The sequence below is a fragment of the Lentilactobacillus parakefiri genome (genome assembly GCF_002157585.1).
Taxonomy (GTDB): domain Bacteria; phylum Bacillota; class Bacilli; order Lactobacillales; family Lactobacillaceae; genus Lentilactobacillus; species Lentilactobacillus parakefiri.
On record NZ_BDGB01000150.1, the window covers coordinates 16571 to 29410 of the forward strand.

Sequence of the window (12840 nt, forward strand, 5' to 3'; positions counted from 1 at the left end):
CATGGCGAACAATAAAGACAATATGAATATGGATCATGATATGAATAAGATGGACCATTCCAAGATGGACCATTCCAAGATGCCTATGGATCATGATATGAGCAAGATGGATCATTCCAAGATGCCTATGGATCATGATATGAGTCACATGGACCATTCAAAAATGCAGATGGACGATGGCGATATGGACATGTCCGGCATGGATATGGGTGGCGACATGATGATGCATGGCGGCCAAATGATGCACATGGGTAACTTGAAACAAAAGTTCTGGGTTTCCGTTGTATTGGCGATTCCTGTACTGCTCCTCGCACCGATTATGGGATTAGATATCTCAGTTCTGAATTTTCACGCCCCACTCATTGAAGAAATTGCAATTTTACTATTTGATACGGTTCTTTACTTCTATGGTGGTGAGCCCTTTTTGAAGGGAGCCTGGGCTGAAGTTAAAAGCAAAGAACCCGCCATGATGACATTGATCACGTTGGGGATTTCGGTGTCGTACTTCTATAGTATTTATGCCTTTATCGCAAACAATTTTTTGCATCTCGCTACGCACGTGATGGACTTTTCGTTTGAATTGGCTACCTTGATTCTGATTATGTTGCTGGGGCACTGGCTGGAGATGAACGCCGTCATGGGTGCCGGAGATGCCGTTGAAAAAATGGCTGCTCTTTTACCTAAGACAGCGCACCTAGTCACTGAAAGCGGCGAAACAAAAGACGTGGCGGTAGCTGATCTACAAGTTGGCCAATCATTTCAAGTTCGTGCCGGTGAGAGTATTCCTGCCGATGGCACCATTTTGAAAGGTGAATCAACCGTCAACGAAGCGTTGGTAACCGGTGAATCAGCCGCGGTTACGAAGACTATTGGTGATAAGGTCATTGGCGGTGCGACTAATAATAATGGCACGATAACCGTCAAAACGACTGGAACCGGTGAATCAGGATATCTGTCTCAAGTGACGAAAATGGTTCAAGAGGCCCAACAATCTAAATCAAAGGCTGAAGGTCGGGCCGATATTGTCGCTAAGTATTTATTTTATGCCGCCCTGTTTGCCGGAATCATTGCCTTTGTCGCATGGGTGCCACAAGGCTTATCGACTGGGTTGTCTCGGATGGTAACGGTCTTTGTCATCGCTTGTCCACATGCCTTAGGCTTGGCGATTCCATTGGTGGTTGCCCGCTCAACGGCAATCGGTGCCCAGAATGGTTTGCTGGTCCGCAATCGTCAGGCGATTGAAGCCAGTCAGCACGTTAGTCATGTTCTACTGGATAAAACGGGGACCTTGACGGAGGGCAAATTTACTGTCAACGCATTAGTACCAACTGAGGACACTGATGAGCAATCACTGCTCAGCAAATTGGCAGCTCTCGAAAGTAACTCCACTCATCCATTGGCACAAGCCATTTTGACCGCTGCTGAGGATAAGCATATCAAAGTACAAGGGGCCAATAATTCGCAGAATATTCCGGGTGTTGGGATTGCCGGTAAGATTGATGGACAAGATTATACAATCGTCAACGGTAACTATTTAACAAAAAACGGCATCTCGTTTGATCACGCAATTGCCGATCAGTGGGCAGCCAAGGGTAATTCCGTCAGCTTTCTTATCCGCGATAAACAAGTATTGGGAATGGTTGCGGAAGGCGATACAATCAAGCCTGGTGCACAAGAATTAATTGCTGGTCTTAAACAGCGCGGGATTACTCCTGTGATGTTAACGGGTGATAATCAACAAGCAGCTCAACACGTTGCGGAACTTCTTGGACTAGATGAATTTCACGCAGGCTTGTTACCTGACGACAAGCAGAAGATTGTTTCCAAGTATCAAGAAGAGGGTCATCACGTCATTATGGTTGGTGACGGTGTCAACGATGCACCCAGCTTGGCGGAAGCTAACATTGGCGTGGCAATTGGTGCAGGGACCGATGTTGCAATTGATTCTGCCGACGTTGTTTTAGTCAAATCCGAACCAAGTGATATTCTTCATTTCCTCGATTTGGCGAAGTTGACTAACCGAAAAATGGTTCAGAACCTTTGGTGGGGAGCTGGTTATAACATCATCGCTATCCCACTGGCTGCAGGTGTCTTGGCATTTGCTGGCATCATATTGGATCCAGCGGTCGGGGCTGCGGTCATGGCAATGTCAACGATTATCGTGGCCGTCAACGCGATGGGGTTAACCGCTGACAAAATCAGAAATTAATCATCCGTTTTTGACACGAGACTGGCGTAAAAAGGCAGTTTTAACTCTAAGGAAAGCAAAACACGCAATCATTTCCTCATTTGGAATGGTTGCGTGTTTTGTCTGTATAAAAAGTGATTAAGGTATCAATCTTTTGATGTAAATCAGTTTAATCTTGAACAACTACCAAAGACTTAATTGCTTCACGCTTAGCCATTGCTTGGTAAGCATCATCAATGTTATCAAGATCGAATCGCTGCGTGAAGACTTTGCCTGGGTGAATGTCACCGTCTAAAACAGCCTTCAGCAAGACAGATTTATCGTAGGTAGTGACTGAAGCTGGACCACCAGCGATTCCCAGGTTGCCATAAAACGAGCTGCTGAGGTCGGTTTTCTTTGTGTGGGGTAGGCCAACTCGGCCGACAATTGCACCTGGACGGGCAACCGGCGGTTTCGGTTGAAAGCTCAGAGCCAACGCACTCAAGGACCGCGTCAGCACCATTGGTTAAAGCCATTACTTTGGCAACTGCATCCTCGCCTCGTTCGGCAACGATATCAGTGGCACCAAATTCAGTTGCCAACTTTTGACGGTCTTCATGTCTGCTCATAGCGATGATCCGACTAGCACCACGCATTTGAGAAGCAATGACACCGCAGAGGCCCACGGCACCATCACCGACAACGACAACTGTATCACCTGGCTTAACGTTAGCTACTCGAGCGGCATGGTAACCGGTTGCCATGACATCAGCTAGAGATAAGAGTGAATTCAGCATGCCGTCACTGTAATCTGCCGGTTTACCCGGAATCTTGACCAGTGACCATTCAGCGTGCTGGTAACGCACATATTCGGCTTGGTAGCCAGAGCTGAAGTTGTCGCTGTGGCTTTGACAGCTGCCTTCATAACCGGCACGGCAGGCAGCACAGTGTCCACAGCCATGGGTAAATGGCGCAATGACGAAGTCACCGGGCTTAACCGTTGTTATGTCTTTACCAACTTGGTCAACAATGGCGATGGCTTCATGACCACTATTCTCGGAGTTGGGTTCCTTGTCCTCCAACCCGCGGTATGCCCATAAATCAGAACCACAGACACAAGCGCGGACGATGTGCAAAATCACGTCGTCATCGGCTTGGATGGTTGGCTTGTCAATCTCTTTAATTTCAACTTTTCCTGGTTTTACAAACAGTGTTGATTTCATTAATATAATCTCCCCTTTGATTGATTTACAAATTCATTGTAGACCTTGAAGTCCACTTTAAGGCAACCACCATTTTAAAATTAATCCTCTTTGGCGAGTCGAGCTTGCAGCTTAATATCATATTGCCGCATGAGTGGGATCATCAACGCAAAAATACCACAGATGACCGTGCCAATCCCAGCGATGACAAACAGCATCTCAACCCCCAATGCATCGGCCAGCGGGCCGGCAAAAATTAAGCCAACCGGTCCGGTCAGACTCATCAGGGAATTCAGTACGCCCAGGATCCGTCCAAGTTGCTGAGGCGGATAACTCTGCTGAATCATCGCCATCAGCAGTGTGTTGAAAAACGGTGTGGCAATTCCCTCAACGACGTTTAAAATCGCAAACCACATAAACCCGGTCTGATTGCCGGGGAGTAGGCCACTTAAGCCGGTGGGGATGCCCACGAGGAAGAACGCAATAATTACAGGCTTCATTGTATCTGACCAGTTCCCCCAAATGCCGATAATTGCCCCGCCAACCAGCATCCCGCCGGAATACAAGGCTTCAATAAAACCAGCCTGGCCCACGGTTCCCTGAAAATACTTCATTGTCATTAACGGATACATGCTGGCAGCAGGCATATACAGCAGGGTGAAGACTGCGCCTGTAATAGTGATGTACCAGAGACCCTTATTATGCATTAACTGTTGGACACCCAGTTTGGTGTTGTGCAGCATCTGCAGAGCAGCGTCGATTTTTTCGTTGTTGGGGATGCTTACCCAAATCAGAATGCAGATTCCCAGAACGGCACAAAGCACATCTAACAAAATGAGGTATTGGAGCGGAATAATTGCAAACAAAAATGCCCCTAATGCCGGCGCGATGATCATATTGGCAGACTGAACCATTCCCAACTGGCCGTTAATCTTTGTCAGCTCTTTGTCCGGAACCATGGTGGGGATAACTGATTGAATGGTTGGCATTTGAAAGGTTTGTGCGATCGACCTCATCAGTAATGAAACAAAAATCAGCCAAATTGGAAAAACGTGAAAGACGCCGCCGGAGACTGATAAGATGATGGCAAGCATTGCAGCCACCACATCTGGGACGATCAGCAGCGCTTTTTTATTCCAACGATCGACTAATGGCCCAACAAACGGACTCAATAACGCCATCGGCAGCATGCCCAAAATTGTGGCGATACTTAGAATGGTTGCCGAACCGGTTTCTTTGGTCAGGTACCAAATGATGGCATATTGAACAATCATACTGGTAGTTCCAGTTAGAAATTGACTCGATAAAAATAGATAAATATTTCGGCGCCAATGTGCTGGGTTAACTCTCATCACGAATACCCCGTCATTCCATAAATTCAGCTTTATCCACATTTTACCGTAACTGGCATTAAAACGTTGGAAATACTGTCAAAGTTCCTGACTTTGACCGCGGCTTATGATAAGCTCATTGAAGAAAGATTTTGTAAATTAAAGGAGAAACGACATGACTTTACCTCAATTAGATTTAGATAATGCAAAAGGCCCCAAAGCAACAATCAACACCAATCACGGAGACATTGTGGTCCAACTGTTCCCTGAACAGGCACCAAAGACAGTGGAAAACTTTGTTGCCTTGGCTAAAAAGGGCTACTACAACGGCGTGATTTTTCACCGGGTGATTCCTGATTTTATGATCCAAGGCGGCGATCCAACTGGAACTGGGATGGGTGGCGAAAGCAGCTTTGGCGGCAACTTTGCTGATGAATTTTCACCGGAGCTATTCAATATTAACGGGGCGTTGTCAATGGCCAATGCTGGCCCAGACACCAACGGCAGCCAATTTTTCATCGTTTCCAACGAGCATGTTGACGATGGAATGATTTCGCAGATGAAGACGGCTGGATATCCCGAGGCGATCATTGACGCCTATAAGAATGGCGGAACACCATGGCTTGACTTTAGACACACGGTCTTTGGGCAGGTTATTTCTAGGATGGACGTGGTTAAAGAAATCAGCCAGGTTGAAAAAAACGCCCAAGATAAGCCAAACGAAGATGTTGTGATGGAATCGGTCACGATTGACGAATAATTTTTTGAAGCCCACTTTTTGCAGGTGGGCTTTTTGTTCAAATTAAAGAACAAAAATTCACAATCCAAAGTCAATTCGCAGTACGATGGATTTGTAAAGATCGTAATTTGTGATTGAGGCGGTGAAATGATGGCAAAATTTGATGCGACGTTTAGAAATGAAGTCAATGTGACCCAACCATACATTCAAGGAGAGACTGAAGACGAGGTTGCCCGGAAGTATCATTTGAATAAAGTGGTTAAGCTGGGATTTAACGAGAATCCTTATGCGCCATATTACCATTCCAAGAATGCAATGATTAGAAGTATTAGTACATTGAACCGGTATCCGGAGGATGATTTTGTCAACTTGATTCAGTTGTTGGCCGACGAAAATGGGCTGAAACCGGAGAATGTGGCACTGGGTAGCGGTGCCGGCAACATTATTGAAACGGTTGCCAAGATGTTCATTAATACCGGTGATGAGGTGTTAATTGCCAAGCAGTCGTACCGGTTGTATCGGGAAGTGTCTAAGTTGATGGGTGCCAAGGTGATTGAAATTCCGCTGACGGCCGATTACCAGTTTGATTTGGATGAATTCCAACAACAAATCACCAACAAAACCAAACTGATTTGGATCTGTAATCCCAACAATCCAACTGGGACCTTGACGGATGCCGCTAAACTCGAAGCGTTCATGGATCAAGTGCCAGACGACGTTTGGGTGATTGTTGATGAGGCGTACGCCCAATTTGCCGATCATTTGAGTTTGGCCAATTTTATTCGCTACATTGGTCATAAACGGGTCATGGTCGTGCGCACTTTTTCTAAATATTACGGCTTGGCAGGTGCTCGGATGGGGTATGTATTGGCGGATGCACATGCAATTCAGGCCTACGACACGGTTACTGAACCACTTAATACCAGTAGAACCGCAATTGCTGGCGCAGCTGCTGCACTTCAGTTTGACCAAGCGGAGGCGGATGCTGCTCGAAAGAAGATTCTGGGTGACCGGGAAGGGTTGGTTGAATCACTAGGTCTGCTTGGCTTTAGCGTTGCCCCCTCGCAGGCAAACTTTGTCTTTGCCAAACTACCAGATGGAGCTCCCAGTGCCACCCAGGTATGTAATGAGTTAATGAAACGTGGTGTTATTATTCGTGACTGCACCCCTTGGGGGTATGCGGATCATATTCGGATAACGATAGGGACCCATCAGGAGTTAGAAACGCTGTTGAGCCAAATGACGGCTGTGTTATCAGGACATTGATTCAATCAACAGCAGATTGTCAGTAACTGAACATGTATAGTCAATGAACAAGCAGTATAAAAACCAAAAAGAGCTGTGGGAAACAATTGGTTTTCCGCAGCTCAACTTTATTTTAAATTAAATTAACTAACAATATCAACTGGACCGTGGTCATCAACATGACCATCGTGGACATGTTGGAGACGACCGTTAACTAAGTAGTCCATGTGATCGCCGTGTGGAATTTGTTGATGACCGCAAAATTCGTTGTGGAGTTCGCCTTCTACTGGATGTTCGCCATCGGGGTTTTGTTCTGAAACCTCGATCTTACATTCGTCCCAGTGATCTTCGTGCTTGTGGTGTAAATGGCCGTTTGCTTTAACAAAATCAATATGATCGTGATGAAGAATCTTGGTATGTCCACAATGCAAGCTATGGGTATGGTTTGAGTTAACTTCTGCTTTTAAGTCTGCCATAAGATAATCTCCTCCTATAAATCTACTTTAACAACGTTTACATTATCATATAAACATGTCTTGATACGTTAGTCAAGAAAGGTGCTTATAGTTCTGTAATGTGCTGGTTCATCAGAGCAAGAATTTCAATCACATGAGTGTCAGCAAGCTGATACAGTTTTTCTTTGCCAGCCTGTCGATCGCTGACTAGGTTTGCATCTAGTAACAGCCGCAAGTGACGGGATACTGCGGGCTGGGTGACGTTTACCTGCTGGACCAATGTGGTGACGTTACTTTCGCCATGGTTCATTAAATAGTTTAGAATTTGAATTCTGATGGGATGATTCAGCGCCCTGGTGAGCTGGAAGAAGCGTGGATTCAGGTCTTCTGTCATAGTGATGACTCCCTAGTTTATTGAATACGGTGTAAATTTCCGGTAGCCCTACAAAAACGTTTAGCGTACACAAGGCTATTATACCATTTTGAATGTATTGATAGTTGTGTAAGCATTCTTCGGTTACAATAAAAGATGATCCAATAAATAATTTACAATAACCCCTAGACGAAACCGGCAGGGGTATGTATAATAAACAGTAACCATTACCATTTAACTTTGATAAGCCTTTTCGTAAGAATTTATTTTCAAACTAATAAATACTTCCAAATCTTGCCTCAACAGCTTGTGAATGCATAATCACCTTATCAAAGTACCCACTCTAACAAAATTGAATGGCTGGTTTAGGTCACTTCATGTTCTGGCGAATATTATTGGTCAGGACATGAAGTGGTCTTTTATTTTACTCAGAAGAAGGCGGATTTTATTGGCAATACGAACCAAATGGATAAAAATTTGCTTGATGTTATTAATTGGGATTGCGATCTACTTCGTCACGATTAACGATGCACCCCTTTATCATCAAACTATCGCCGAGGTGGTCAGCGAACAGACGGGCAAGCCCAAGCGGCAAACTGATCAATTTGATAACCACGATCAATTACAATCCCAAACAATGCCATTACGGATCCTTAATGGCAGCAAGCAAGGAACTTTGACTTCCGTCAAGAATTCTTTTTCTCAGTCTAATGCTCAGGACTTACGGTATCACGCTGGTCAGCAATTGCTTATCCACCTGCGCCAGTCACATGCAAAGTACCAGGCTGAAATTATCGATGTCAAACGTGATGCCAGTGTTGTCCTAACTTTGTGGTTAATGATGTGCTGCTTATTCATTGTACTGGGAACGTATGGTATCCGCTCACTTTTAAGCCTTACTTTAAATACACTTTTCTTTTTTGTCGCCATTCAATTTGATATTTTGATGGATGCGGATAGTGCGCTGGCATTGTTTGCTGGAGTTGCGTTGGTATTCTTGGCTTTAACCAGTGGGATGTTGTTTGGCTGGCATAAGAAAGCTGCTGTGGTCATGCTCTCTTCTGCCAGCGGCTTATTAATTGCATTTGTAATTGAAATTTTTGTGCTTCATTTGACAGATGGTGCTGGATTAAAGTTTGAAATGATGAATTTTGTGACTCAATCAAGAATGCCGCTATATTTATCTGCCAGCCTATTGGGTGCTCTTGGGGCAGTCGTTGATATTGCGGGGGACGTGTCAGTCAGTTTGGCAGCCTTAAAACGGACAAATAAGGAAATGTCAACCAAGGCCTTGTTCAAAGCTGGCTGTCGATTGAACCGATCAATCGTGGGCCCATTAACTAATGTCTTATCTCTCATATTTACCACCAGTACACTCCCAACGATGATTTTGTTTTTGCGTAACGGTAATTCAATTGGTTACTCAATAACAATGATCATGTCACTCGGTATTTTTCAGACATTGGCCAGTGGTATTGGAATTGCTGTCACCGGTCCATCAACGAGTTTATTTGCCAGTTACGCTTTGACGAAGGAAGGAGGTCCATCATGGGATCGATCACACTAATGTGGCTGATTTTAGGTGCTATTATCATCGCGGTAAATGGTGTTGACGGGATTAAATCATTTGCCAGCCTGGCAATTAACTTCGCTATCATCTTGTTGATGATTCGACTCATCTCAATGGGTTTTTCATTTATTCTGGTGGTGGGCGTGTGCACTTTGGTGATCCTTTGGTCGACAATTTACTTTGGTGTCTCTAATTTAGATGTTGCAGATATTGCTTTTATCGGATCACTGATTGTGATTGCAATTGTCGGGTGCTCATTTTTGGAATTTTTCAGATGGCCCAGGTTCAAGGATTTGGCGAAGAAAACACCTCTGAACTGGAAGACATGTCACTTTATGTTGGCATTAATTATCAAAGCATTTCTATCACCATGACGATTTTAAGTTGTTTGGGAGCAATCATTGAAGCGTCGGTTTCCGTTTCGGCAGGGATTTGGACGCTGATGGACAAGAAAATAGATAATCGGATACATATTGGTGCATATGGTCGACAAGTGGGCAGCCAGATGATTGGAACAGCATTTAACACATTGTTCTTTGGCTTTTTTGGCGGCTCACTGGCTTTGTTCATCTGGTTTGTTAAACTCAACTATTCATTGGGACAATTTATCAACAATAAGATTTTTGCCGCGGAAGTGTTGGTAACGATGCTGTCCGCAATTGGCGTTATCTTGGTTATCCCAGTGACAATTAAAGTGTTTAAATTTGTTGCTCGAAAGAAGAGCTCGGGTCAATGAATTGATCTTGCCAGATCGCACAAATAGGCAGTTGTCCTAAATTCAGAACAACTGCCTATTGTTTGATGCTTTGAGATCGAAATGCCTTCTAGCTCAATCTCTTTAGTACGCTATTTATTGTTTAATTTGTGTCAGCACATTCTTGATAGCCTGTGCCTGGAACTCAGCTTCAGCCTGTTTCACAAGTTTGGCTCGGTCAGCGGCAGACATTGTTGGATTCTTTTTCATGGCAGCTGTCACTTGTCTGGTGACAAATGCTTTGCCTTGGGCCTTAAGCTTAGCTTGATAAGACTTGTTTGCCATGATTTTTTTAAGGGCCTTGGCTTGCTGAGTGGAAAGCACTTGGACTGATTTGTTAACGTAGAGAATGTTATGACGTTTGACAAATTTGTGACTTTCACCAGCGATGCCAAACCACAACTTGGCAGTATCACTCTTGTATTCCCAACGCGTAGTTTGAGTCACCATCCGGTTTGCACCATTGGTTGTGACAACCTGATTGGTGGTATCAGTGGTTTGGGTATGGGACTTCTTTCTGGTATTCTCTGATTTCTGGTAGATGTATACTTGGTGTTTATTGGCAGTGCCAATTGGCTGGTACAAAAACATTTTCACCTGCTGATTACCAATTGGGTAAATATCTTGGGTAGTTGTCTTGGTAACTTCGTGCATTCCGTAATGGTCATGGTCGTTTCTGATGATGAAGACCATCGAGACAATTGCCATCAGCAGTGACAATATTGTTAAGGAGCAACTGGCTGGCTTATTTGAAATATAGATGAAGAAAATGAAGGAAAGCACGACACCTAGTGTAAGGGTAACAATGATCATTAGTCTTCACCTCCATTTTTGGTGTAATCACTTGATTGGCCGCGATTCTTCAAGAAAAAGGCGGTAATCAAGGCTAAGATACAGAAGAGCAGCGAAATGGCAAAGGCTGCATGATAACCGGTCAAGGTGGCGTTGATCATATGATCACGGTAACCAAGTGGGTTAGACGTCAGCATGGACTTGCCGGGCTGATTACTCTTAGTGACGTTGGTCAAGATACTGATTAATACAGCCGTTCCGACAGAAGAAGCAACCTGTCGCTGGGTGTTGTTAACAGCGGTTCCATGGCTCAATAAGTTGATTGGCAGCGAGTTCATACCAACTGTTGTAGCTGGCATCATTGTCATTGAAATTCCAAACATTCGGATCGCATAAAAGAAAACAATGTAAAGAGTTGAAGTGCTTTTTGTAATAAAAATAAATGGAATGGAGCCCAGGGTTAATAAGGACATGCCTAAAATTGATAGGCGCTTGGCACCAAAGCGGTCAACAGCTCGACCAGTGATTGGACTCATAATCCCCATCATTAAGGCTCCTGCCAGCAAGGTTAATCCAGAATGGAAGGCTGACATGCCTTTAACAATTTGGAGGTACAGTGGGATCACCATTTCAACGCCGACCATGGCCATCATTGTAACTGAACTCAAAATTGCGGATACGGTAAATGGGGCTGAGCGGTAAACACGAAATTCCAGGAACGGTGTTTTCATCGTTAATTGACGCCAGATGAATAGCACAATGAAGATAACTCCAACAATTAGTGTGGAAATAACTGTGGTGCTGCCCCAACCGTCTTCACCAACGGACGAGAAGCCGTAAAGCAAACTACCAAATCCGATAGTCGACATTACGATAGAGAGAAGATCGATTCCAGTCTTTTTGGTATCTAATACACTTCTAACAAACCAAAAACTGGCCAGAATGACTAGGAACATTAATGGAATGATCATGCCGAACAAATCACGCCAAGTCCAGTTGTCGATGACCCATCCGGAAAGGGTGGGGCCAATGGCAGGTGCCAGACCAATAACGATCCCGGCAAGCCCCATGGCAGTCCCACGTTTAGCAGGTGGGAAGATGGACAACATAATTGTCTGAAGTAATGGCATCGTCACCCCAACACCGAGGGCTTGGATCAAACGACCGATTAATAAGGTCGCAAAGTTTGGTGCGATGTAACAAACGATCGTTCCAGCGAAGAAAACGGTCATGGCGCTAATATAGAGCCACTTGGAGTTGAATCTGGTGCTTAACCAAGCACTAACAGGAATCATGATTCCGTTAACCATCATAAAACCAGTGGTCAGCCACTGAACAGTCGAGGTGTTGACGTCGAATGCTTTCATAATGGTCGGAAAGGCGGTTGAAAGAATCGTCTGATTCAAAACGGTACAAAATGTTCCAATTAGAATAACGATAATCATCAAACCACGGTTGTATGACTTCCCGTTTTTATCTACTGCGTTACCCACGATTTACGACCTTCTTTATTTAAAATTTTGATTTCTCTCAAAATCGAACATGGACTAATATAAATGATTCAGTATAATTGTCAAGTAAGTTGACAAACATATTTAAAAATATATACTTAATGTTAATTAATGTCTCACTGGTATCAGACGATTTAATAATTGAAATGCCGGTTATAAGGCAATGGAAGCAATTACAACTTTTAAAAATGAGAAACGAGGGATCACTTTGGATAAAGAGTTCCAGCAGAAGCTGGCTCAAATTATGAAGGAAAACGACTGGCATCTTGGAATTGGCGACGTTTCAAACGCAACCGGCGTTTCCCAGACCAAGCTGCGCTATTGGGAGCGAAAGGGCTACATTGAGAGTACCCAGGGAAAGGGCCAGAATCGAAAGTTCACCTATAGTATGCTGATGAAGGTTTATCAGATGAAGTTGTTATTGGACCAGGGACACACATTGGCAGTGGCAGCTCAAAAGGCAGAATCGAAAAGCCACGAACTCAAGCTATTGAAACAGGTGTTGTTTGACCGCTTCGAAGGCATGGCCGAAATCGATGGTCATCCCGCGGTTAATCTTGGTTTTCTCGATGATCGTGAGGATTCGCTGCTCTATGCGGTGGTTAAAAAAGATGGCACCAAGTTCAAGGTCGTGCCAGTAAAAAAATAAAGTTAAAAGAATTTATGCTTGATTTTTATACCCCTAGAAGCGTTAAACTGTT

10 protein-coding genes and 2 pseudogenes are annotated in these 12840 nt (G+C 44.2%); 6 read left to right on the plus strand and 6 right to left on the minus strand.

Going from position 1 to position 12840, the window contains the following annotated elements:
* Position 1: 1 nt before the first annotated feature.
* Positions 2–2209 (plus strand): heavy metal translocating P-type ATPase, encoded by a 2208-nt coding sequence (locus LPKJCM_RS11895; protein ID WP_057962815.1) that lies wholly within the window; start codon positions 2–4, stop codon positions 2207–2209.
* A gap of 148 nt (positions 2210–2357) precedes the next feature.
* Here the strand turns inward: LPKJCM_RS11895 and LPKJCM_RS11900 are convergent.
* Both LPKJCM_RS11900 and LPKJCM_RS11905 read right to left on the minus strand, forming a co-directional pair.
* Positions 2358–3390, minus strand: a pseudogene (locus tag LPKJCM_RS11900) (alcohol dehydrogenase catalytic domain-containing protein).
* A gap of 80 nt (positions 3391–3470) precedes the next feature.
* A complete protein-coding gene (locus LPKJCM_RS11905; protein ID WP_057962814.1) occupies positions 3471–4721 on the minus strand; it encodes an MFS transporter in 1251 nt (416 codons plus the stop codon).
* A gap of 154 nt (positions 4722–4875) precedes the next feature.
* On the opposite strand from LPKJCM_RS11905, the gene LPKJCM_RS11910 reads away from it, so the two are divergent.
* Positions 4876–5460, plus strand: a complete 585-nt coding sequence (locus tag LPKJCM_RS11910; protein ID WP_057962813.1) for a peptidylprolyl isomerase — start codon at positions 4876–4878, stop codon at positions 5458–5460.
* A 129-nt stretch (positions 5461–5589) separates the two neighbouring features.
* Positions 5590–6705, plus strand: a complete 1116-nt coding sequence (gene hisC, locus LPKJCM_RS11915; protein WP_057962831.1) for a histidinol-phosphate transaminase — start codon at positions 5590–5592, stop codon at positions 6703–6705.
* Between the two features lie 122 nt (positions 6706–6827).
* Here the strand turns inward: hisC and LPKJCM_RS11920 are convergent, their stop codons facing one another.
* Together LPKJCM_RS11920 and LPKJCM_RS11925 are read right to left on the minus strand one after the other, a co-directional pair.
* On the minus strand, positions 6828–7160 hold the full coding sequence (locus tag LPKJCM_RS11920; protein WP_057962812.1) for a hypothetical protein: 333 nt from the start codon (positions 7158–7160) through the stop codon (positions 6828–6830).
* Between the two features lie 85 nt (positions 7161–7245).
* Positions 7246–7521: an ArsR/SmtB family transcription factor gene (locus LPKJCM_RS11925; protein WP_057962830.1), complete on the minus strand. Its 276-nt coding sequence runs from the start codon at positions 7519–7521 to the stop codon at positions 7246–7248.
* Between the two features lie 439 nt (positions 7522–7960).
* Here LPKJCM_RS11925 and LPKJCM_RS11930 point away from each other — a divergent pair, with 439 nt between their 5' ends.
* Together LPKJCM_RS11930 and LPKJCM_RS13655 are read left to right on the plus strand one after the other, a co-directional pair.
* On the plus strand, positions 7961–9079 hold the full coding sequence (locus LPKJCM_RS11930) for a YibE/F family protein (RefSeq protein WP_057962811.1): 1119 nt from the start codon (positions 7961–7963) through the stop codon (positions 9077–9079).
* Positions 9079–9818, plus strand: a pseudogene (locus LPKJCM_RS13655) (YibE/F family protein). The gene LPKJCM_RS11930 and the pseudogene LPKJCM_RS13655 overlap by 1 nt, the downstream one beginning before the upstream one ends.
* Positions 9819–9932: 114 nt before the next feature.
* Here the strand turns inward: LPKJCM_RS13655 and LPKJCM_RS11945 are convergent.
* Positions 9933–10649 (minus strand): DUF4811 domain-containing protein, encoded by a 717-nt coding sequence (locus tag LPKJCM_RS11945; RefSeq protein ID WP_057962808.1) that lies wholly within the window; start codon positions 10647–10649, stop codon positions 9933–9935.
* Positions 10649–12121, minus strand: coding sequence for an MDR family MFS transporter (locus LPKJCM_RS11950; protein ID WP_087069680.1), 1473 nt, complete (start codon positions 12119–12121; stop codon positions 10649–10651). The genes LPKJCM_RS11945 and LPKJCM_RS11950 overlap by 1 nt, the downstream gene beginning before the upstream one ends.
* A gap of 226 nt (positions 12122–12347) precedes the next feature.
* Here LPKJCM_RS11950 and LPKJCM_RS11955 point away from each other — a divergent pair, with 226 nt between their 5' ends.
* Positions 12348–12788, plus strand: coding sequence for a MerR family transcriptional regulator (locus tag LPKJCM_RS11955; RefSeq protein ID WP_057962807.1), 441 nt, complete (start codon positions 12348–12350; stop codon positions 12786–12788).
* The last annotated feature ends 52 nt before the right edge of the window (positions 12789–12840 follow it).

Coding starts and splice junctions, on each gene's coding strand:
- LPKJCM_RS11945 (WP_057962808.1), bottom strand. CDS start 10,649: ATGATCATTGTTACCCTTACACTAGGTGTCGTGCTTTCCTTCATTTTC.
- hisC (WP_057962831.1), top strand. CDS start 5,590: ATGGCAAAATTTGATGCGACGTTTAGAAATGAAGTCAATGTGACCCAA.
- LPKJCM_RS11910 (WP_057962813.1), top strand. CDS start 4,876: ATGACTTTACCTCAATTAGATTTAGATAATGCAAAAGGCCCCAAAGCA.
- LPKJCM_RS11920 (WP_057962812.1), bottom strand. CDS start 7,160: ATGGCAGACTTAAAAGCAGAAGTTAACTCAAACCATACCCATAGCTTG.
- LPKJCM_RS11905 (WP_057962814.1), bottom strand. CDS start 4,721: ATGAGAGTTAACCCAGCACATTGGCGCCGAAATATTTATCTATTTTTA.
- LPKJCM_RS11895 (WP_057962815.1), top strand. CDS start 2: ATGGCGAACAATAAAGACAATATGAATATGGATCATGATATGAATAAG.